This is a genomic window from Cobetia sp. Ld8 (assembly GCF_045066615.1).
GTDB lineage: Bacteria > Pseudomonadota > Gammaproteobacteria > Pseudomonadales > Halomonadaceae > Cobetia > Cobetia amphilecti.
In genome coordinates, this window is the sequence record NZ_JBISHF010000006.1 from 199,667 (window position 1) to 220,861 (window position 21,195).

The 21,195-nt window shown below is 64.5% G+C and carries 16 protein-coding genes and 1 pseudogene; 4 read left to right on the plus strand and 13 right to left on the minus strand.

What is annotated here, in order from left to right:
* Window positions 1-373: 373 nt before the first annotated feature.
* From ACJJV2_RS02660 to ACJJV2_RS02675, 4 genes and pseudogenes are all read left to right on the plus strand, one after another.
* A pseudogene (locus tag ACJJV2_RS02660) lies at window positions 374-820 on the plus strand ((2Fe-2S)-binding protein); the annotation flags it as partial.
* Between the two features lie 133 nt (window positions 821-953).
* Window positions 954-3,338, plus strand: coding sequence for a molybdopterin cofactor-binding domain-containing protein (locus ACJJV2_RS02665; protein ID WP_405278101.1), 2,385 nt, complete (start codon window positions 954-956; stop codon window positions 3,336-3,338).
* Window positions 3,339-3,441: 103 nt separating this feature from the next.
* A complete protein-coding gene (locus tag ACJJV2_RS02670; protein WP_405278103.1) occupies window positions 3,442-4,467 on the plus strand; it encodes an XdhC family protein in 1,026 nt (341 codons plus the stop codon).
* 32 nt (window positions 4,468-4,499) lie between these two features.
* The gene (locus ACJJV2_RS02675; RefSeq protein WP_405278105.1) at window positions 4,500-5,114 is read left to right on the plus strand and encodes an NTP transferase domain-containing protein; all 615 of its coding nucleotides are present in this window, start codon (window positions 4,500-4,502) and stop codon (window positions 5,112-5,114) included.
* A gap of 111 nt (window positions 5,115-5,225) precedes the next feature.
* Here the strand turns inward: ACJJV2_RS02675 and ACJJV2_RS02680 are convergent, their stop codons facing one another.
* The 13 genes from ACJJV2_RS02680 to ACJJV2_RS02740 form a co-directional block, all read right to left on the minus strand.
* The gene (locus ACJJV2_RS02680; RefSeq protein ID WP_405278107.1) at window positions 5,226-5,636 is read right to left on the minus strand and encodes a hypothetical protein; all 411 of its coding nucleotides are present in this window, start codon (window positions 5,634-5,636) and stop codon (window positions 5,226-5,228) included.
* Window positions 5,637-5,814: 178 nt separating this feature from the next.
* A complete protein-coding gene (locus ACJJV2_RS02685) occupies window positions 5,815-9,009 on the minus strand; it encodes an efflux RND transporter permease subunit (protein WP_405278109.1) in 3,195 nt (1,064 codons plus the stop codon).
* Window positions 9,006-10,295: an efflux RND transporter periplasmic adaptor subunit gene (locus ACJJV2_RS02690; RefSeq protein WP_405278111.1), complete on the minus strand. Its 1,290-nt coding sequence runs from the start codon at window positions 10,293-10,295 to the stop codon at window positions 9,006-9,008. The genes ACJJV2_RS02685 and ACJJV2_RS02690 overlap by 4 nt, the downstream gene beginning before the upstream one ends.
* 334 nt (window positions 10,296-10,629) lie before the next feature.
* The gene (locus tag ACJJV2_RS02695; RefSeq protein ID WP_153636493.1) at window positions 10,630-11,394 is read right to left on the minus strand and encodes a transporter substrate-binding domain-containing protein; all 765 of its coding nucleotides are present in this window, start codon (window positions 11,392-11,394) and stop codon (window positions 10,630-10,632) included.
* Window positions 11,395-11,643: 249 nt separating this feature from the next.
* The gene (locus tag ACJJV2_RS02700; RefSeq protein WP_043334458.1) at window positions 11,644-12,396 is read right to left on the minus strand and encodes an ABC transporter permease; all 753 of its coding nucleotides are present in this window, start codon (window positions 12,394-12,396) and stop codon (window positions 11,644-11,646) included.
* Between the two features lie 41 nt (window positions 12,397-12,437).
* Window positions 12,438-13,154 (minus strand): ABC transporter permease, encoded by a 717-nt coding sequence (locus ACJJV2_RS02705; protein WP_405278113.1) that lies wholly within the window; start codon window positions 13,152-13,154, stop codon window positions 12,438-12,440.
* A gap of 41 nt (window positions 13,155-13,195) precedes the next feature.
* On the minus strand, window positions 13,196-14,020 hold the full coding sequence (locus ACJJV2_RS02710) for a transporter substrate-binding domain-containing protein (protein ID WP_043334394.1): 825 nt from the start codon (window positions 14,018-14,020) through the stop codon (window positions 13,196-13,198).
* A gap of 201 nt (window positions 14,021-14,221) precedes the next feature.
* A complete protein-coding gene (locus ACJJV2_RS02715; RefSeq protein WP_172978744.1) occupies window positions 14,222-15,016 on the minus strand; it encodes an ABC transporter ATP-binding protein in 795 nt (264 codons plus the stop codon).
* A 589-nt stretch (window positions 15,017-15,605) separates the two neighbouring features.
* Window positions 15,606-16,628 carry a succinylglutamate desuccinylase gene (locus tag ACJJV2_RS02720; RefSeq protein WP_405278116.1) on the minus strand — a complete coding sequence of 341 codons (1,023 nt, stop codon included), beginning with the start codon at window positions 16,626-16,628 and terminating at the stop codon, window positions 15,606-15,608.
* Entirely contained in the window at window positions 16,625-17,443 is an 819-nt protein-coding gene (locus ACJJV2_RS02725) for a DUF1338 domain-containing protein (protein WP_405278118.1), read from the minus strand. Before ACJJV2_RS02725 ends, ACJJV2_RS02720 begins: the two co-directional genes overlap by 4 nt.
* Window positions 17,444-17,717: 274 nt before the next feature.
* Window positions 17,718-18,275 carry a lipocalin family protein gene (locus ACJJV2_RS02730; RefSeq protein ID WP_405278120.1) on the minus strand — a complete coding sequence of 186 codons (558 nt, stop codon included), beginning with the start codon at window positions 18,273-18,275 and terminating at the stop codon, window positions 17,718-17,720.
* A 177-nt stretch (window positions 18,276-18,452) separates the two neighbouring features.
* Complete coding sequence (locus ACJJV2_RS02735; RefSeq protein WP_405278122.1) at window positions 18,453-19,655, minus strand: diguanylate cyclase; 1,203 nt, start codon at window positions 19,653-19,655, stop codon at window positions 18,453-18,455.
* A 131-nt stretch (window positions 19,656-19,786) separates the two neighbouring features.
* Window positions 19,787-21,019, minus strand: coding sequence for a TauD/TfdA family dioxygenase (locus ACJJV2_RS02740; protein WP_405278124.1), 1,233 nt, complete (start codon window positions 21,017-21,019; stop codon window positions 19,787-19,789).
* Window positions 21,020-21,195 lie beyond the last annotated feature (176 nt).

A 21,195-nucleotide genomic window follows, 5' to 3' on the forward strand; every position in this document is an offset into this window, starting at 1 on the left:
CGAATCGTGCTCGGCTTGCGTGGAATCCACTGCCGATCGCACCCCGCGAAACGCTATACTGTCATGCATGTCACATGCGCTGTTTACCATGGCGGGTGCCATATCCCGGCCTGGTGTCATGCCCCGGTCTCGCGACACTACACTGTTTCCCGTTTGGCACCATGGTGCTGAGTCGTGACCTGTAGAATTTCGCCATTCGGGGTATGCCAATCGCGCAGCCTGCCCGACATGCAACGTGCCGTTCGCCCCCTGACACCGGACACACGCAGCGTCAGTCTACTGACGCCATGTCGAGTCATGCCGTCGCGCCGCTCTGTATCCCAGCTCTGTATCTCAATCCTGTCCCTGCTTCATGCTCCTGAGGAGAAGCCCCTTGGCCAACTTCACTCTGAACGGCAAGGCCGTCAGTCTCGAGGTCGATCCGCAAACCCCGCTGTTATGGGTGCTGCGTGAGCACCTGGGTCTGACCGGCACCAAGTTCGGTTGCGGCATCGCCCAGTGCGGCGCCTGTACCGTGCACCTGAACGGCACAGCGGCGCGTACCTGTGTCCTGCCGGTTCTGGCCGCCGAAGGTGGTGACATCGTCACCATCGAGGGGCTGGCCGAGAACGATGACCACCCGCTGCAGCAGGCCTGGGTCGAGGAGCAGGTGCCGCAGTGCGGTTACTGCCAGTCCGGCCAGATCATGCAGGCCGCCGACTTCCTCAAGAACACGCCCGACCCCACCGATGAGCAGGTCACCGCCGCCATGGCCGGCAACCTGTGCCGCTGCATGGCCTACGTGCGCATCCATCGCGCAGTGAAGCGTGCCGCCACCATCGCCAATGAGCGTGCCACCAGCCAGCTGAGCGGTCAGCAGACCGACGCCACGGCCGCGACTGCCGGCGTCGGTACCTTCGATCCGCGTGCCACGGCAGGCACCGTGTCCCATTCTGCTGTCGAGGAGACGTCTCATGGCAAGGTTTGATGACAAGCTGGCCGCGCATCAGCGCGAGCTTGCAGCCGCGCACAAGACTTCCTCAAGCCGCGGCGGTATCACGCGGCGTGGCTTCCTGATCGGCAGTGTGGCGGGTTCCACCATGCTGGCCTTCGGCGTGTCCGGCGCGGCGCTGGCCGCCGGGGCAGACGGCAAGGGTTCGGCCAGCGAGACGCTGTCCGCCGGCGCCTTCGAGCCGACCATGTGGTACGCCATCGCCACTGATGGCACCGTCACCGTGCATATCACCAAGTCCGAGATGGGGCAGCACGTCGCCACCAGCCTCGCACGTCTGGTGGTCGAGGAGCTGGAAGCCGACTGGGACAGCGTCAAGGTCGATTACGTCGACAGCGCCCCCAAGTGGGGCTACATGATCACCGGCGGCAGCTGGTCGGTTCACCAGAGCTACCAGCCGCTGTCACAGGCCGGCGCGGCGGGGCGTATCGCGCTGATCGAGGCGGGCGCTCAGCAGATGGGCGTGGCGGTCGAGAGCTGCAAGGCGCGCAAGGGTCGCGTCATCAGTGGCGATCAGTCGCTGAGCTACGGCGAGATCGTCGCGGCGGGGCTGGAGCGCAGCTTCTCCGAGGAGGAGCTTGCGGCCATCGAGCTCAAGCCGGCCTCCGAGCGTCGCGTGCTGGGCACCAGGGGCAACGCGCTGGACGTGCCGCCCAAGACCAACGGTCAGGCCGTCTACGGCATCGACTACACCCTGCCGGCAGAGATCGAGGCGCGTGTCGGCAAGACATTGCATGCGCGTCCGGTGATGCCGCCGAGCCGCTTCGGCTGCAAGGTCACCGCCGTCAATGACAGCGAGGCCCGCAAGGTCATCGGTTATCGCCAGACCATCGAACTCAAGGACCCGTCCGGCATCTGCCAGGGCTGGCTTGCGGTCATCGCCGACAACTTCTCGGCGGCGATGCGCGCCACCGACCTGCTCAAGGTCGAGTGGAGCAAGGGCGACAGCTATCAGGTCGACGAGACGGCGATCCAGGCCGAGGGCCAGCGTCTGGTCAGCTCGCCGAGCCGCGACAACGGCTCGTTGCTGGTGGATCAGGGCGACCCTGCACCGCTGCTCGAGACTGCCGCCACCACGGTGGAATCCACCTTCACCACCTCAAGCGTGCTGCACTTCACGCTGGAGCCGGCCAATGCGCTGGCCTATGAAGAGGATGGCCACTGGCACATCCACTGCGGCAATCAGCAGCAGTCCCTGCTGACCTCATTGGTCACCAAGGCGCTGGAGCTCGAGGAAGGCAAGGTCACCCATCACCAGCTGTATCTGGGCGGTGGTTTCGGCCGTCGTCTGCACGGTGACTATGCCGTGCCGGCCGCGCTGGCCTCCAAGGCCGTGGGGCGTCCGGTGAAGATGATCTTCACGCGCCCGGATGATAGCCGCTTCGATTGCGTGCGCTCGCCCTCGGTGCAGCGTCTGCGCTCCGGTCTCGATGCCGAGGGGCGTGTCGTGGCCTCCGAGCATGCCGCCGCCGCCGGCTGGCCGACGGCAGCCCTGATGCCGGCCTTCATGGCGGAAGCCATCGAAGGTGGTGGCAAGCTGGATTCCTTCTCCATCAGCGGCGCGGACCACTGGTACAACGTCGGCACCCAGCGTGTCTGGGCGCAGCAGAACAAGGTCGCCCACGAGGCCTTCGTGCCCGGCTACCTGCGCTCCGTCGCACCGGGCTGGACGCTGTGGGCGGTCGAACAACATATCGATGAGCTGGCGCTGGCGGCCGAGCAGGACCCGGCCGAATTCCGTCTCGCACTGCTGGACGCCGAAGGCCGCAACGCCGGCAAGGCGCCGGTCAGCACCGGCGGCGCCGAGCGTCTGCGCAACGTGCTCACGCGCGTGATGGAGAAGTCCGGCTGGAGCGAGCGCGACAGCCTGCCGGCAGACACCGGCATGGGCGTGGCACTGAGCTTCGGTCAGGAACGCAGCATGCCGACCTGGGTGGCCTGTGTGGCACGGGTCAAGGTCGATCGCGCCACCGGCGAGGTCAAGCTCGAGAAACTGACCAGCGTGGTCGATGCCGGTACGCTGGCGCATCCGGATGGTGCCATGGCGCAGCTGGAAGGCTCGCTCCTGTGGGGCGTCTCGATGGCGATGCACGAAGGCACCGAATACCGCGAGGGCGGCCCGGTGGCGCAGAATCTGGGCGCCTACCAGCCGCTGCGCATGCATCAGGTGCCGCAGATGGATCTCGAGTTCGTCGACAGCACCGAGATGCCGGTCGGTCTCGGCGAGCCGGGCACCACGGTGGTCGCACCGGCGATCGCCAACGCCATTCAGCATGCGGTCGGCGTGCGCCTGCGTGACCTGCCGATGCGTCCGGCGGGGCTCAAGGCCGCGCTCAGCGAGGCCTGATCTTCCCCGGTGAATGCCTCTGATACCCGCCACTCCGGCATGCCCGGGTGGCGGGTTTCGTGTCTTCAGGCCGGGCGCAGGCTTCTGATATGAGAGATTATTGATGCAACACCTTGATCTTGAAGTGATCCATCAGGCGATCGACTGGCTGGTACCCGCAGATGGCGAGCCATCCGCGCGCCCGATCTGGCTATGCACGGTGCTGGCCACCTTCGGCTCCTCACCGCGTGAGCCGGGTACCTGGCTGGTGGCGCGTGCCGATGGGCAGCATCGTGGTTCGCTGTCCGGCGGCTGTGTCGAGGAAGACTTTCTGGCGCGCCTGGCTGACGGGGAATTCACCGCGCCCGCCCAGGTGATCCGCTATGGCGAGGGCGGCCATCAGGGCGCGGGGATCGCCTTGCCGTGTGGCGGCATTCTGGACGTACTGGTCGAGCGCTTCACGGCCTGTGACGCGGACATCGCGCATCTCGAGGCGCTGCGTGCGGCACTCGAGGGCCAGACGCCGCGTCTGCGTCAGGTGATGCTGGAGGGGGATGGCGCGCGTGCGCTTCAGCACGACAGCGGGCTGGGGGAGCGGGTCGAGCCGCTCGAGGGCCACGCGGGCCAGGCGTGCGGCTATCAGCTGCGGGTCGGGCCGGTGGCGCGTCTGCTGCTGGCGGGGCTCTCGCCGGTGGCGGAAGCCTGCGCAGCCTTCGCCGTCAGCCTCGGCTTCGAGGTGATCATCTGCGAGCCGCGCGAGGAAGTGCTGGCCGACTGGGATTCCCGCAAGGCGCCGCTCGAGGGCGTCAGCCTGCGCCGCGAGCTGCCGTCACGCTTCATCGCCGCCGGCGGCTGTCATGCCGCCACCGCCGTGGTCGCGCTGACCCACGACCCGCGTATCGATGATCTGGCGATGATCGAGGCGGTACGCCAGCCCGCGTTCTATATCGGGGTGATGGGCTCGCTGCGTACCTCAACGGCGCGCGCCGAGCGGCTGGCACGCAGCGGTGGTCTCAGCGAGGAGGAGATTGCGCGCATCGTGATGCCGATCGGGCTGAAGCTGGGCAGCAAGACACCGGCCGAGATCGCGCTGGCGGTGATGGCCGATATCGTGCGCATCCGGCGTGGCCGCGCTCGCGAGAGCCTGTGAAGCCACTCAGGAGACAGTCAGTGAGGCCGCCCATGAATGAGTCGATCATCCTGGTCATGGCCGCAGGGCAGAGTCGCCGCTTCGGCAGTGACAAGCGTCAGGCGCGTCTGGGAAATGGCCAGACACTGCTGATGGCGACGCTGTCGCGGGTCATGTCCTGTGAGGTGGACTGGCGTCTGCTGCTGCGTGAGGACGATGACCCCGCCGCATTGCTGGGAGAGGCGTTCGCACGTGAGCATGCTGGGCGAATCTGGCGTGCGCCGCAGGCGGGCAACGGCCTCGGTGCCAGTCTCGGCGATGCCTTCCGTCTGCTCAGTGATGAGGCCGGATTGGCGCATGTGCAGGTGGCGGCGGTATGGCTGGCGGACATGGCGCAGATCACGGCGCAGACCTTTCATGTCCTTCGGGCCGAGGCCCAGGCCGATGGCGTGCATATCGTGCGACCGAGGCTTGGAGGCGAGGGCGGCCCCGGGCATCCGGTGCTGTTCGGGCGGGCGCTGTGGGCAGAGCTTGCGACGCTTGAGAGCGGCGAGGGCGCGCGCGAGGTGATCGCGCGACATCGCGAGGCGCTGCGTGAGGTGGCAGTCGGTGATGTCGGTATCCATCACGACATCGACACGCCAGCGATGCTGAATTTCAGAGGCTGAGATAGAAACTGAAACTGCAAGAAGTCACGTGCACTCGAAACAGGCCCCTCCAGACAGCAAAAGGCCCCGTCACCTTGAAGTGACGGGGCCTTTTGCTGTCGGAGTATCGCGTTACAGCGTGCGCATATCCAGCAGCTTGATGCTCTGGATGCGCGGCTCGCCCCAGCTCAGGTCGAGCACCCACTCGGCGTCGAAATGCGTGTGCAATACGCTGCCATCGCGCATGGCGGCGCGGTGCTCACCGCCCATGCGCAGGGTGGCGCTGTCGAGGCTGTTGCGCTGCGCACGCACCCAACCGAGTGCATGGCCATTGACCAGCAGCTCGCTGCGACGCTGCTCCCAGTTGGCCAGGTACTCGCTGCCGGTCAGGGTTTCATCCAGCAGCTGGATGGAAGCCTCCTCGCCCATCAGTTCCGCCAGTTCGATAGCAGGCGCCATGCGGTTGAGCATGGAGAACCAGCGGTGCGCGAAGTTTTCGAGTTCGGCCTCGAGGGCCAGATCATTGAAGGTATCGGCGTACATGGCACCTGCTCCCGAGTGGGTAAATATTGATGGGCATTATGCCGAGAGTCGTGAGCAGTAAACATGCCACGAACGGAATGGCAGTGTTGCCAACGGGGAGTCAATGCTTCAACGGTGGCTGAAGCCGCGACGCCCCGTGGCGTTTGCCTGTTCACGATCTCTCGGGAGAGTGGTCGTATCAATGAATGCGGCGGCCTGACTCGCCATTGCTGTCCGGCGTGTCAGTGTCCTGATGCGATTCACGTTTCTCGACCAGGCGGCGGATACCGACATAGAACAGCGGTGTCAGCAGCAGGCCGAACACGGTGACGCCGATCATGCCGGAGAACACCGCCACGCCCATCGCCTGACGCATCTCACTGCCGGCACCGGTGGCCAGTACCAGTGGTACCACGCCCGCGGTGAAGGCCACAGACGTCATCAGGATGGGACGCAGGCGCAGGCGACAGGCCGTCAGCACGGCGTCCAGGCGACTCTGGCCAGCATGCTGCTGCTCACGAGCGAACTCGACCAGCAGGATCGCGTTCTTGCACGCCAGCGCCACCAGCACGATCAAGCCGATGCGCGTGAAGATGTTGTTGTCGCCCCCCGTCAGCCAGACACCGGCCAGCGCCGACAGCAGTGTCATCGGCACGATCAGGATGATCGCCAGCGGCAGCGACCAGCTCTCGTACTGGGCGGCCAGCACCAGGAACACCAGCAATACCACCAGCGGGAAGATGTAGATCATGGTGTTGCCGGCCAGCACCTGCTGGTAGGTCACCTCCGTCCACTCGTAGCCGATGCCCTGTGGCAGGTTGCCGGCCAGCACTTCCTCGATGGCGGCCTTGGCCTGATCACTGGAGACGCCCGGCGCCGGCGAGCCGTTGATATCGGCGCTGACGAAGGTGTTGTAGTGCATCACGCGGTCCGGGCCGGTGGTTGGTGTCACCTTGACGAAGCTGCCCAGCGGAATCATGCGGCCGTTGTCGCTGCGCACCTTGAGGTTGCGGATGTCATCCGGGTCGAGACGCGCCGACTGCTCGGCCTGGGCGCGCACCTGATAGGTACGCCCGAAGCGGTTGAAGTCATTGACGTATAGCGAGCCCATGTACACCTGCAGAGTCTCGAAGGCACGTTCCACCGGCACGCCCATGATCATCGCCTGCTCGCGATCCAGATCGATGTCGTACTGCGGCACCTGGATGCGGAAGCTGGAGTAGACACTGCTCAGACGCGGGTCAGCATTTCCCTTGGCGGTGATGGTCTGCACGGCGGAGAACAGCTCATCGAAGCCCTTGTTGCCGCGGTCCTGCAGCTGCAACTTGAAGCCCCCCGTAGTGCCCAGGCCCAGAATCGGCGGCGGCGGGAAGACGGCGACGAAGGCCTCGTCGATCCCCGCGAATTTCTGGTTCAGCTGAGCGGCGATCGCTTGACCGGAAAGCTCGGGCGACTGTCGCTCATCGAAGTCCGCCAGGGTCGCGAACACGATGCCGGAGTTGGAGGCATTGACGAAGCCGTTCACGGAGAGCCCCGGGAAGGCCACGGTGTGTGCCACGCCCGGTGTGTCCAGCGCCAGCGCCTGCATCTCGTCGATGACCTCGGAGGTGCGGTCGAGGCTGGCGGCGTCCGGCAGCTGGGCCATCGCGACCAGGTACTGCTTGTCCTGCCCCGGGATGAAGCCGCCGGGCACGCTGTCGAACAGCTTGCCGGTGGCGCCGAGCAGTACGACATACAGCAGGCCGACGATGACACCGAAGCGCAGCAGCTTCTTGATCAGGCCGGTGTAGCCGTTGGCCATCGCACTGAAGGCGCGGTTGAACGGCGCGAACAGCCAGCGCCCGAACAGGCCATCGATGACGCGGGTCAGCCAGTCAGGCTTGGCACCGTGGGGCTTGAGCAGCAAGGCCGACAGCGCCGGTGACAGCGTCAGCGAGTTGAAGGCCGAGATGAGCGTCGAGATGGTGATGGTCAGCGCGAACTGCTTGTAGAACTGACCGCTCAGGCCGCTGATGAAGGCCGTTGGCACGAATACCGCCGTCAGCACCAGTGCGATGGCGATGATCGGGCCGGTCACCTCACGCATGGCGATCTGGGTGGCCTCGATGGGCGAGTGGCCCAGCTCGATGTTGCGCTCGACATTCTCCACCACCACGATGGCGTCATCGACGACGATACCGATGGCGAGCACCAGCCCGAACAGCGACAGCGTATTGATCGACACGCCCATCAGCTGCATGACCGCAAACGTCCCGATCAGCGAGACCGGCACCGCGATCAGCGGAATGATCGAGGCCCGCCAGGTCTGCAGGAACAGGATCACCACGATCACGACCAGCAGGATGGCCTCGAACAGGGTGTCGATGACCGCCTCGATGGAGCCACGCACGAAGACCGTCGGATCGTAGACGATGTCGTAGCTGACGCCATCCGGGAAGGCCTCGGACATCTCGCTCATGCTCTCGCGCACGGAATCCGACAGCGCGATGGCATTCGAGCCGGGACGTTGGAAGATCGGCATCGCCACGGCGTCCTTGCCATCCAGCTGCGCGCGCAGTGAATAGCTGTCGGCGCCCAGTTCGACACGCGCCACATCCTTAAGGCGTGTCAGGCGGCCGTCTTCATCGACACGGATGACGATGTTCTCGAATTCCTCGGCGCTTTCCAGGCGGCCCCGCACATTGAGCAGGCGTTGGAACTGGTTGTCGTCAGGCGAGGGCTGGGCACCGACGGAGCCGGCGGCGACCTGCTGATTCTGGGCACGCAGGGCACTGATGATGTCACCGGCAGACAGGCCCCGCGCCGCCACGGCGTCCGGGTCGAGCCACACGCGCATCGAGTACTCGCCGGCACCGAACAGCTGCACGTCGCCGACCCCCTCGAGACGGGCGAGATTGTCCTTCAGGTTCAGGCGCGCGTAGTTGGACAGCCACAGCTGGTCATAGCGGCCATCCGGGGAGGTCAGGTGGACCACCATCGTCAGGTTGGGCGAGGCCTTCTCGGTGGTGATGCCGAGTTGCTGCACCTCCTGCGGCAGGCGCGGCGTGGCGCGGGCCACACGGTTCTGCACCTGCACCTGGGCCTTGTCCAGGTCAGTGCCCAGCGCGAAGGTCACCGTCAGGGTCAGGTTGCCGTCGGAGGTCGCCTGGGAGTCCATGTACAGCATGCTTTCGACGCCGGTGATTTCCTGCTCCAGCGGCGTGGCGACGGTGGCCCCGATGACTTCGGGGTTGGCACCCGGGTAGTTGGCGCGCACCACCACGGTGGGCGGCACGACTTCCGGATACTCGGAGATGGGCAGCTGGAACAGCGACAGCATCCCGGAGATGACGATCAGGATCGACAGCACCGCGGCGAAGACCGGGCGCTTGATGAAGAAACCGGAAATGTTCACGAACGACCTCCGGCTGCCTGACGGTCAGCCTCGGCGAGAGTCGCGGCCTTCTGGTCGTTGTCCTGGTTCAACTGGCGGGCAGCTTGCTGCCCCTGCAGGCGGGAGACACGCGCGGCGAGTGACTTGAGGGCGCCGTCATCGGGCATCTCGACCAGCTTGGGGCTGATCGGCATGCCCGGGCCTGCCTTGGCGGGGCCAGCCGCCAGCACGCGGTCACCGGCGGCCAGGCCATCGGTCACGGCGCGCAGCGTGCCGAAGCGCGGACCGGTGCTGATGCCACGGTAGGCGAGGGTGTTGTCCTCACCGACCACCAGCACGAACTGACGATCCAGATCGGTGCCGATGGCGCGTTCCGGAATCAGTACGGCATCACGGATCTCGGGTGAGGCGATACGCAGGCGCGCGAAGGCACCCGGACGCAGAGCGGGATCATCGGCATTGAAGGTGGTGCCGATCCGCAAGGTGCCGGTATCGATGTCGACACTGTTGTCGATGAAGTCGAGCTCACCCTGGAAGGGGAAGTCTTCCTGTCCGGCCAGCTGCAGTTCCACCGGTAGATGATCCTCGGCGCTGACATGCGCGAAGTCCTTGTTCCAGGTCAGCTCGCTGATGTCGATATAAGCGTCCAGCTGACGGGTCTCGACCAGCGTGGTCAGCACGCTCTGGCCAGCCTGCACGGTGTTGCCACGCGTGATGCGCGCATTGGACAGGCGACCATCGATCGGGGCGCGGATGGTGGCGTAGTCCAGATCCAGACGGGCACGCTCGAGCTGGGCGATGGCGCCCTTGAGCTGTGCATTCAGGCCGGTGGCGGTAGTGCTGCGCGAATCGGCTTCCTCGCGCGAGATCAGGTTGCGCTTGACCAGACTGGCGGCGCGACCGGACTCGCTGCGGGCATTGGCCAGCTCAGCCTTGATGCGTGCGACTTCCGCTTCCAGACGCTGAACCTCGGCCTTGAAGGGGCGTTGATCAAGACGTACCAGCGGCGTGCCGGCGGTCACCTGGCTACCTTCGGTGAACAGCACTTCTTCGACTTCGCCGCTCACGCGTGGGCGCAGTTGTACGCGCTGGGGAGATTCCAGGCGCGTGGTATAGGTGTGCCAGGCCGCCACCGGCTGCGAGATGGCAGCGACGACTTCCATCGTGGGGGGCGTCTGTTGCGCGCTGTCGTTCGCTTCACCACTGCCTTCACTGCAGGCGCTGAGCGTCAGCAGGCCGCCGAGGGTCAGCAGCAGGGAAGAAGCGATACGAGAAAGGCGCGCCGGACGTGAGTTCAGTCTCGACATGGGAATCTACCGTTGCAGAAGGAGTTGCACGGCATCCTAGAGAGACTGCGCATTATCGATAAGTCCCATCAGACACACTGCTTTGATGCTGAAATTGCACCAATTGTGTAGATGGCATGCTTTCCACGTGATGCGCTTGAGCGATTGGCCCTGTTCAGGTCGTGACAGGGTTGTCACAAGACAGGTGGCTGAATGTCACTGAACACTGCCTCAACGCAAAAACCCCGCGGCAGATGCCAACGGGGTTTGTTGTCGAACATGTCACTTGTGTCTATTGCCGCTCATCTCATGGCGCAGACATCACGACATGGCTGGCATGCCGCTTGAGTCGAACTTACTGCTTCTCGCCGAAGTACTTGGTATGGATGGTGTCGTAGGTGCCATCGGCCTTCAGTTCGGCCAGGGCGCCATTGATCTGCTCGGCCAGGTCCTTGTCACGCTTGCGCATGGCGATACCGAAGCCGTCGCCGAAGTACTTCTTGGGCTCGGTGACCACTTCACCGACGGCCTTGTAGTTGCCGTTGCCGCCGTCGATCAGGGTGGACTTGCCGACCGGGAAGTCGAGGAAGGCGATGTCGAGGCGACCCGCTTCCATGTCCAGCACCAGGTCATCGGCGGTGGTGTAGCGCTTGACCTCGGCATTCTTGCCGTAGAGATCGGTGACGTAGTTGTCCTGCAGGGTGCCGCGCTGCACGCCGATGGCCTTGTCAGCCAGGGCCTCCTGGGAGGTGGCGCTCAGCTCGCTGTCGGACGGGGCGAACCAGGCGGACGGCGGGGTGATGTAGGTGTCGGAGAACAGCACCTTCTCGCGGCGTTCCTCATTGATGGTCATCGAGGACATGATGGCGTCGTACTTGCGCGCCATCAGGCCGGGAATGATGCCGTCCCACGCCTGGATGACCCACTCGCAGTCGCGGTTGATCTTCGCGCAGATGGCATTGCCCAGTTCGATATCGAAACCGGTCAGCTCACCGTCGGGTGTCTTGTACTCCATCGGCTCGTAGGGCACGTCGACGCCGATGCGCAGCGATTCGGCCGCCTGAGCGCCACCGGCCATCAATGCTGCACCCAGCAGGGAGATTCCCAGAAGCTTCTTCATGTCAGTCCCATCCATCATTGTTGTTGGTCATACTGGCTGATCAGTGGCATCAGACACTCCCTCCTGAACACCAGTCGTCTGAGCCGGGAACATAAGGGGGTGTGTCATGCCAGTGGCTCCACACTAGCCCAGACCGAGGCTGTGGTGAAGAGGGTCAATGGACAAATTCAAACGGTCGTTAAACGAGATGAATTCCTGCCGTTATATCCTGATATGAAAAAAGCGCCCTCCAAAGGGCGCTTTTGACGTTCAGCTTAATGGTTTCAAGTGTGCCAGCAGGCGTTTCTCCAATTGCCGAAATATGGCAATGATGGTGAAGGTCAGACACAGGTAGATGGCGGCGACGAACAGGAAGGCCTCGAAGGGCGCGTAGAAGCGTGCGTAGATGTCACGCGCGGCGCCGGTGAGGTCCAGAAGCGTCACCACGCTGCAGATGGCACTGGCATGCAGCATGAAGATGACTTCATTGCCGTAGGCCGGCAGCGCCCGGCGGAAGGCACTGGGCAGAATGATGCGACGCATCATCTTGCCACGTGACATGCCGTAGGCGCGGGCGGCTTCCATCTCGCCCTTGGGGGTCGACTGGATGGCACCGTGGAAGATCTCGGTGGTGTAGGCCGCGGTATTGAGCACGAAGGCCAGCAGCGCCGGCACGAAGGGATCACGGAAGTAATCCCACAGCCAGGTTTCCTGGATGCTGGGCACATGCACGCTGGTCACGCCCAGCGAGATGTCGAAGCCGTCGAAGAACACCACGCCGTAGTAGATCAGATAGAGCTGGATCAGCAGCGGCGTGCCCCGGAAGACATAGGTGTAGAGATAGACCGGCATCTTCACCCAGCGACGACGCGAGCCGCGCAGGATCGCCAGCGGCACGGCCAGTATCAGCCCGATGAGCAGCGCCAGACACACCAGCTGTACGGTGGTGACCAGCCCTTCCCAGTAGTGCCACAGGGTGGTCGCGGTGAAGATGTAGTTGTCGCTCAGCGCATCCTCGAGCATCTGACCCAGTTGGGCGATGACGCCTGAAGGGCCTGCATCATTCAGTTGTTCCATGCGCTGGCCTCCCCGAATCCGGCGTTATAGCGCTTCTTGAGACGTGCCAGCCCCCATTCGGACACGGTGGCGATCAGCAGATAGCCCGCCGCGACCGGCAACAGGAAGGTGAAGGGCTCGTGGGTCGCCTTGGCGGCCTCACTGGCGACACGCACCATGTCGACCAGCCCGATCACCGACACCAGGGCGGTGGTCTTGAGCAGTACCATCCAGTTGTTGCCCAGCCCCGGCAGAGCGTGGCGCATCATCAGCGGGAAGCGAATGCGCTTGAAGACCTTCCAGTCGTTCATGCCATAGGCGCGCCCGGCCTCGATCTGCCCGGCATCCACCGCCAGGAAGGCGCCACGGAAGGTCTCGCCCATGTAGGCACCGAAGATGAAGCCGATGGTGACGACGCCGGCAGTGAACTCATCGACATTGACGAAGACGTCGATGTCGTAGCTGTCGTACAGCCAGTCGGTGACCATGTTGATGCCGATCTGGCCGCCGAAGAACAGCAGCAGCATCAGCACGATGTCGGGAACGCCGCGGATGATGGTGGTGTAGAGCGTCGCGAGCCAGCGCAGAGGCGTGGAACGCGACATCTTGGCCGTCGCCGTCAATAGCCCCAGCGCGATGGCCAGCAGCTGGGCCAGCACGGCCAGCTGCACCGTGACCCAGGCACCTTCCAGCAGGCTGGGCCCGTAGCCTTGTAGGTCAATCATGGGAAATCTCCCGTGAAGCGCCGAATAACCCGTTCAGCGGCTTACTGGTGGTTGTCGGACGCAGTGGCGGCGCTGGCGAAGTACTTGTCGTTGAGACGCTTGAGCGTGCCATCGGCCTTGAGCGCTTCCAGGGCACCATCGATGGCTTTCTTGAGGTCGCGGTCGCGCTTCTTCATGGCGATGCCGAAGCCGTCTCCGAAGTACTTCTTCGGCTCGCTGATGGCGCTGCCGGTGTTGACGAAGTTGCCGTCGTTGGCGTTGACCAGGGTGTCCTGACCGACCGGCAGGTCCAGGAAGGCGACATCGACGCGGCCGCTGTCCATGTCCAGCACCAGGTCATCGAGCTTGGTGTAGCGGCGCACTTCTGCCGTGCGGCCGTAGAGGTCGGTGACGTAGTGATCCTGCAGGTTGCCGCGCTGCACCCCGATCACCTTGCCCGCGAGCGCCTCGGCATCGAGGGTATCCGCGCCCGCCAGCGGGCTGTCCGCCTTGACGAACCAGCCGGATGGCGGCGTGAAATAGGGCTCGGAGAACAGCACCTGACGCTCACGCTCCGGATTGATGGTCAGCGCTGACATGATGACGTCGTACTTGCGCGCCATCAGGCCCGGGATGATGCCGTCGAAGTCCTGCTCGGTCCATTCGCAATGGGTGGCGAGCTGGGCGCAGATGGCGTTGCCCAGTTCGATCTCGAAACCGGTCAGCTCACCGCTGGGCAGCTTGTAGCCGAAGGGCGCGTAGGGCACGTCGATGCCCAGGCGCAGCGGGTCCGGCACATCGGCCGCCTGGGCGGCGCTGGTGGTGATGGCGAAGGTGGAGAGGCCGAGGGTGAGACCCAGCAGGGCACGTGTCGCAAACTGTTTCATTACTTGTCATTCCTGAAGTCTTGAACACCTCGAGGCCTGCCGTTGGCGTGGCGCTCGCGGTGCTGAATCATGTGCCGGTCACGGGATCACCGTGCCGGGATGTGCCACAGGCCGAACGGTAGGCTCAGCGATGGGCCAAGGGCCATTCATCAGTACTGTTGATCAGGGCTGGTGATCAGGGCTGCTGATCAGGGCGCTTTGTCAGTACTTGGGCGCCAGGAACTGCTTGAGGCGCTCCGACTGGGGGTTGCCCAGCACGTCTTCCGGCTTGCCGGCTTCCTCGACCAGTCCCTGATGCAGGTAGACCACCTGGCTCGAGACATCACGCGCGAAGCTCATCTCGTGGGTCACCACCACCATGGTGCGGCCTTCCTCGGCCAGGTCACGCATGACCTTGAGCACGTCACCGACCAGTTCCGGGTCGAGGGCCGAGGTCGGTTCGTCGAACAGCATCACCTCCGGCTCCATCGCCAGCGCGCGTGCGATGGCGCCGCGCTGCTGCTGGCCACCGGACATCTGCGCCGGATAGTAGTCGGCGCGCTCGAGCAGGCCGACGCGGTCCAGCAGGCTGCGTGCGTGGGCGATGGCTTCCTTCTTCGGCTTGCCGAGCACATGGATCGGCGCCTCGATGACATTTTCCAGCAGCGTCATGTGCGACCACAGATTGAAGCCCTGGAAGACCATCGACAGGCGCGCGCGCATGCGCTCGACCTGACGCCAGTCCATCGGTTCGCGGCCACGGCGGCTTTCCTTGAAGCCGATCTGCTCGCCATGCACGAAGATGTCGCCGCCGTCCGGCTGCTCCAGCAGGTTCATGCAGCGCAGAAAGGTGCTCTTGCCGGAACCGGACGCGCCGATCAGGGTGATGACATCGCCCTTGCGTGCTTGCAGTGACAAGCCCTTGAGCACCTGATTGGTGCCGAAGGACTTGGTGATGTTGCGGACCTCGAGAGGCAGCGCGTCGCTGCTCGGGCTCTCGGCCACGGAAGATCTCATGGTCATGCAGTTACTCCAATCCGGACGTTGCCAGCCCTGGGGGGCAATGACACGCCACGAGTCCGCCGCGGGGCGGTCGGGCTCGGGATACAGGTTCGTTGCCGACATGGCACGGCTGCCTGGCACTGCCTTTCACTGCCGCTCGCTGATATGCGCGATGCAGATGTGATGAAGCGGCAAGGCGTGGCACGGGAGGAGTGGCGGAGAATGCCGTCAGGGGCATGGCCAGTTCCTCACGATCAGTCCGATTGATCGTCGTTCTCGCTGCCAGTGACCGTCTACAACAGGCGAAAAATGCCTGTGCTTGCATGTCGTGGACGGGAAAGGGGGCCGATTCTACCAGCTCAACGCAGGGTTCACCGCTATCTGGCGTGGAGGAATGTTACGACTTTGGTGGAGCCTGCAGGGACGCACGCGGATGCCGTCCGGCCGTGGGGGAGGAGTCTTCATGATCAAGGTCGCCTGTTGTCGTTGTAGTAAGGCTTTCGTCAGTGCAATCGCGCCGGCATCGTGCTGCGCCCTGAGGGGGATGGGCGGGCAGAACGCCGGCGCCTGTGGCTCAGTGCCGGTTTGTTCAGTGTCTGGTGACTCAGTCTGTCGGTGTCGAGCTCTCGGCCAGCAACAGGGCGGCGCGGGCGCCTATCTCCACCTTCGCGTTGGGGAACACCACCCGCAGTGGCGTATCGCCGATGATGCAGGGGCCAGCAGCGGCGTCTTCGGCCACCACGCTGCCGGGGGCGAAGGCGGTGAAGTTGGCGACATCCTCGCTGAAGCACAGCGTGAAGTCGGCTGACTGACGCATCAGCTCCACTTCCACCGTGAAGTAGTCGATGGTCTCGGGGTCCGCTTCGGCGGGCGCCGTGCCGGTCGCCAGTGCCGCGAGCAGGGCTTTCATCGGTGCGAGTGCCGCCATGTCGTTGGCGCCGAACGGGCGAACCTGACCCAGCTCCAGCGTGAAGGCGTCGGCATCATGGTAGTGGCGCGAATAGTGCGAGAAGGTCCAGCTGTGCTGATGCTGGTGCAGCACGGCCTGGATGCCGGCGGCGCTCAATATCGGCCACTGCGATGCGCTGATGGCGTCGCCATCACTGAAGGGCACCACCGCGAAGCGCGGATAGAGGCTGTCGCGGATGGCGGTGTGCATGTCGTAGTGCAGGCGGCGCGTGCCCTCGGCCAGCGGGAAGCGGGCATAGAAGGTGTCCACTGCCGCCATCAGCTGACGCGCGCGCGCCGGCTCATCATCCGACGGACAGGCGTTGCCCGTGACGCTGGCCTCGGCGCGCTTGAACAGCCGATTGAGGTTGGTGGTGATGAAGCGCTCGCCAGTGCGGATGGCGGGCAGGTTGCCCAGAATCAGCAACAGCGGCGCCCCGACGATCAGATGGCCGCTCTCCAGGCCCGCGATCAGCTCACCGAGCAGCTCGATGGGGGCGGTCTCGTTGCCGTGGATGCCGGCGGAGATCACGCACGGGCGCGCCTTGGGCCCCGTGACGTCGGGGGTGATCTCCAGCACGCCGGGCGCGACGATCTCATAGCGACCGCCGGGAATACGGCCCATGCCACGGGCGCTGGCGTGGCCTTCGAGTGTCAGGTCTAGCCAGTCGGCAATCACGAGGCAGTCGGCTCCTGGCGAACATTGGTGGATTCGAAGATCTTGTCGGCGCTGGTCGCCACGAAGCCCTGATACAGCTCGCCATCGGCATCGGGGTAGCGGCGCGCGAATTCGTAGTAGCAGGTGGAGATTTCGTGCTCCTCGCCACCGGCGAAGGTGAAGGTCTGGCGGTCGGCGAGGGTGGAGGCCTGCTCCAGCAGCACCTCGGGGGAGCCCTTGATGCGCCCTCCGGCCGGGTTGATGCCAAGGCCAAGCGACTCGACGCGCGTCAGCACCTTGTCGAGGGTGTCGTGATGGCTGAGCGCGTTGACGCTGATGGTGAAGTGGTTGGCGCGCAGACCGATGATCGACAGCCAGGCCGCATACTCGCTCTCTTCCATCAGGCGCTGATACTGCTCGAAGCTGGGCGCTTTCCACAGGCGGCCAGACCACAGCACGGAGGGCTGGGTGGCGGCATCCGGCGAGATCTGGCTGACCAGCCCATCGATGATCGCCTGGGCGCGCTCGGACAACTCATGGCATTTCAGCTCGGAGAGGAAGACGCGCGGCATGTCAGGTGACGGCGGCAGATAGCCGAAGGCGCGCAGCTTCTTCTCGCGGAAATCATAGGGCGCGAAGCGGGTATAGCCCAGCGCCAGCAGGTGAGGTTCCAGCGCGCTCAGGGTGATCGGCCCGCGATCGAAGGTGCGGAAGGCGACGTGGTCGTTGACGATGGTCTCGCCGTCAGCGATGAAGGCATCCTGGATCTTTTGGGCCTGGGGCGTCATGGCGACGTAGTCATCCCACAGGGCGCTGAAGAACTGCTGGATATCCATGGCACGGGCTCCCTCTGAACTGAGTTGCCCAGTGCAGCGAGGCGTCACTGGCACTGGGCGACAGCATCAAACGATTGGCATCAGGGCAGCGCACTCGGCGAGGCGCTACCCCGGAAGATTGTCAGCTCACCATTGGCGAGCCACGCGCGCGTGACAAGATGCGAGGTCGGTTGGATGAAAGCGGCTGTCCGCACCATATAAACGTCACGCGCCGGCTTAGACCTTGGTGTCAGGCCTTGGGTCTTGGGACCGGGTTCGGTGTTAGCTATCGGTGTCAGCGTTCGGTGTCATCAGGAGAGGGGCAGGCATCGCCCTGTTCGACCTTGATCAGCGCGTCGGTCGCGAAGCCGAGCTCGGCGGCCTGCTCGACCAGCGCCTGATAGGTGGCGTCATCCAGCTGCGGCTCACGCGCCAGTATCCACAGGTAGTCGCGATCGGCACCGGCCACCAGCGACCACTGATAGTCGTCATCCAGCGCCAGCACGTTGTAGCCGCCATAGAAGGGACCGAAGAAGCTGACCTTGAGGGCCGCCGTCTTGCTGCCCTGAGTGAAGTAGGCGCGACCTTCGGCCTGGCTCCATTCCCCTTGCTCGGCGTTGTAGCCGCGATTGATGACGCGCACGCCGCCGTCCTCGCGGGGCGAGTAATCGGCGCTGACGCAGCTCAGGCCCTCCTCGAAGCTGTTGGGCAGGCGGGCGATCTCGTGCCATTCACCGTAGTAACGTTCGAGCTCGAAATTCTCGACGGGCTGGGTACCGGACGGGACTCCGGCGCAGCCGCCGAGGAGACCGAGACCGATTAGAGAGAAGGCAAGATGCGGCAGGCGTGTCATTGGCAGGCTCCATGCGCCAGGACGCCCCATTGATGAGTCGTGGGGCGTCCTGGCGTGATGCGGGTCATGAGAAAAGGACGCAACGGCATCCTTGTCTCATTGGGGCGTCTGCCGCTGTCTCAAGAGGGAAGGGGGCGCGGCGACATGCTCGAGGCGTCGAGCGTCGAACGTCGAGCGTCACAGTACCAGGCGGAGCGGATTGCCGGTGACGACGACGCCCCGACCGCGTTGCTTGGCCTCGTACATGGCGCTGTCGGCGCGCGCGATGACCGTTTCCGGCGTGGCGCCCGAGAAGGGGAACAGGCTGATGCCGATGCTGGCGCTGACGGCGATGATCAGCGGCTCGCCATCGACCTCCAGCGTGATGGGACGACTGATGGCGTCGATCAGACGCTCCGCCAGCTGCTCCGGGTCCTTGCGGCCGTTGCCCTCACGGCTGATCAGTACCAGAAATTCATCGCCCCCCAGGCGACCGACGATATCGTTGCCGCGCAGGGTGTTGCCCAGGCGCTCGCCGGTGATGCGCAGCACCTCATCGCCGATGGCATGGCCGTGGCGGTCATTGACCGGCTTGAAGCCATCGAGGTCGATGAACAACGCGGCCTGCACCGTGCCGGGAGTCTGGATGTCGAGTATCTGGTCGAGGCGTGTCAGCAGGGCGCGCCGGTTGAGCAGCCCGGTGAGCGAGTCGCACATCGCATGGTCGCGCAGATCGTCCCGCTCACCGGTGATATGGCATTCATGCAGGAAGAGTTGTCGGCTCTGGCGCTCGCGCGAGTAGGCGCTCATGCCCGCCAGCAGATTGACGGCCATCATGAAGAAAGCCTCGTTGGCTTCCACCAGGACATCGGAGCCAAGATGCATCAGTACGCAGCTGGCGGTGCAGCCCATCCATATCAGCAGTCCGCAGGCCATGGCATAGACGAACTGCAGCCCCAGCAGGGTGTAGGTCCAGAAAACCACGGTGATCAGGGTGACGAAGTAGACCGGGAAGTCACCATGCTCGTCTTCATGCTGTCCGGCGGCGTGGCTCTCCACCAGGTGCTCTCCGGCGTGACCGTCCCCCACATGGAACATCGCCAGCGTCCCCAGCGCTGCCACCAGCGAGGCCAGGCACAGGATGCCGTTGACGTGATGTCGGAAACGCGGGAGACGTGACAGCAGAAACAGGCCCAGCACGCCGATCAGAACGCTGGTACGCAGCAGCAGATAGGGCTCGTAGTGCTCCAGCAGACTGATCTCGATCAGCCCATAGGACGCGAACAGCAGACAGCTCAGCGGGATGGTGATCCGGCTGAGCTTGTGTGAGGTCTCGATCTGTCGACGCCGATAACGTCGTTCCAGGGTGTCATCCGCAAAGCAGAGTGTCATGGGATTCATGGGGCGATACCTGAGTTGCCAGACTCTCAGGATGTCACTGCCTTGCGTGATATGCCCTCGAGGAACCGCGCCATGCTTAACGCGCGGTTCAACGCTATTTCAAGCACTGCGCCACATGAGGGCGCTCATGCTCACGCCTGAGTGGGGTTGGCACCGGCCAGCTGGCGCGCCGTGACGCGCAGCGCGGATTCCACCATGTCGTAATCCACATAGCAGCCCTGCAGGTGGCGGCGACCGGTCGTCGGGTCGAAGGACTTGCGGCCGTGCATCACGCGGCGGTTGTCGAAGGCCACCATCTGGCCGGCTTCCAGCTTGAGATGCAGGCGGAAGGCCGGTTCCCGCAGGATGCTCCAGTACTGGCGATAGGCGCTGTACCAGGCCTGCATCTGTTCCAGCGGCAGGCGCAGGCTGTCGCGGATCCAGTTGTTGAAGCGCACCTCGATGACCTTGTCGTTGGCATCCAGGTGGATCACCGGCTCGCGCACCACCAGGTCGGTGGTCTCGTCGGCAAAGCGGAAGTCCACCGGGGTCTCGGCCAGCAGCCTGAAGGCCTGCGGGTCCCGCTCGCGCAGGGCTTCGGCGACCGCCATGCCGTCGCCGAAGATGGAGTCACCGCCTTCGGCCTCATTGGCCAGGCAGTAGAGCATCTGGATGTCCGGCGGCTGACGCCAGTTGGGCAGGTCGGTGTGCAGTTCCAGCGCGATCGGTGTGTAGGCGGCATTGTTGGGCGCCTGCTTGGAGAAGACCTCGAAACGGCCGCCGAAGTTGGTCGCGCGGATCGGGCCGATGGTCGCGGCCACCTGGTCGATCTCGCCGCCTGCCGTCGGGCCGGCATCCAGAATCGCGAAGCCGTCGCGGCACAGCGCTTCCAGCCAGCCCAGGCGCGCCTGCCCACCGGCCATGTAGTCGGCAAAGGCGGTGACATGAGGTTCATGGCCCTGCTGCCAGGCCTGGCTTGCGGGGACCGGCGTGGCCGGCGGCGCATCACTCGGGCGACGTTGCAGCAACCAGCCGGCATCGAAGCGGCTGGTGTGGCCGTCCTGCCAGACGACGACGAGATTGCCCTGCTCGACACGCATCTGGTGCACCGTCAGGGCCGCATCGTCCATCAGCATGAAGGTGCGTTCGAAGGTCTGCGGATGACGGCAGAGATCGCAGGCGCAGTGGTCGCGTAGCCAGATCAGCGGCAGTTGGGTCTGCTCACCGCTGGCCCATGCCAGTGACGCCAGGGTCTCGTCGTGGTCTGCCTTCACCAGCGGCGCGCCCTCGTGATGGGGCAGGTATTCCTTCATGTCCCACTGATGGCGTGCCTGTGACGCTTCAGTGTCTTGGGTGTCAGGGGCAGATGCGATGAGAGTCTCCATGGGCGCCGTCCTATGTCGTGTGTGCAGTAGCAGGTGAGCCAACGCGTGTCGCGTGCTGGGTCGTATGGCCGAGCCGTGTCGCTGAGCCGTGACCCGAGAATGAGACCATTGTCCCCCTCGTCATCACGGCTGGCCAACGCGAAATATGACGGCCATGACTTAGCTGAGCTAATGTG

Coding starts and splice junctions, on each gene's coding strand:
- ACJJV2_RS02665 (WP_405278101.1), top strand. CDS start 954: ATGGCAAGGTTTGATGACAAGCTGGCCGCGCATCAGCGCGAGCTTGCA.
- ACJJV2_RS02670 (WP_405278103.1), top strand. CDS start 3,442: ATGCAACACCTTGATCTTGAAGTGATCCATCAGGCGATCGACTGGCTG.
- ACJJV2_RS02675 (WP_405278105.1), top strand. CDS start 4,500: ATGAATGAGTCGATCATCCTGGTCATGGCCGCAGGGCAGAGTCGCCGC.
- ACJJV2_RS02680 (WP_405278107.1), bottom strand. CDS start 5,636: ATGTACGCCGATACCTTCAATGATCTGGCCCTCGAGGCCGAACTCGAA.
- ACJJV2_RS02690 (WP_405278111.1), bottom strand. CDS start 10,295: ATGTCGAGACTGAACTCACGTCCGGCGCGCCTTTCTCGTATCGCTTCT.
- ACJJV2_RS02695 (WP_153636493.1), bottom strand. CDS start 11,394: ATGAAGAAGCTTCTGGGAATCTCCCTGCTGGGTGCAGCATTGATGGCC.
- ACJJV2_RS02700 (WP_043334458.1), bottom strand. CDS start 12,396: ATGCTCGAGGATGCGCTGAGCGACAACTACATCTTCACCGCGACCACC.
- ACJJV2_RS02705 (WP_405278113.1), bottom strand. CDS start 13,154: ATGATTGACCTACAAGGCTACGGGCCCAGCCTGCTGGAAGGTGCCTGG.
- ACJJV2_RS02710 (WP_043334394.1), bottom strand. CDS start 14,020: ATGAAACAGTTTGCGACACGTGCCCTGCTGGGTCTCACCCTCGGCCTC.
- ACJJV2_RS02715 (WP_172978744.1), bottom strand. CDS start 15,016: ATGAGATCTTCCGTGGCCGAGAGCCCGAGCAGCGACGCGCTGCCTCTC.
- ACJJV2_RS02725 (WP_405278118.1), bottom strand. CDS start 17,443: ATGGATATCCAGCAGTTCTTCAGCGCCCTGTGGGATGACTACGTCGCC.
- ACJJV2_RS02730 (WP_405278120.1), bottom strand. CDS start 18,275: ATGACACGCCTGCCGCATCTTGCCTTCTCTCTAATCGGTCTCGGTCTC.
- ACJJV2_RS02735 (WP_405278122.1), bottom strand. CDS start 19,655: ATGAATCCCATGACACTCTGCTTTGCGGATGACACCCTGGAACGACGT.
- ACJJV2_RS02740 (WP_405278124.1), bottom strand. CDS start 21,019: ATGGAGACTCTCATCGCATCTGCCCCTGACACCCAAGACACTGAAGCG.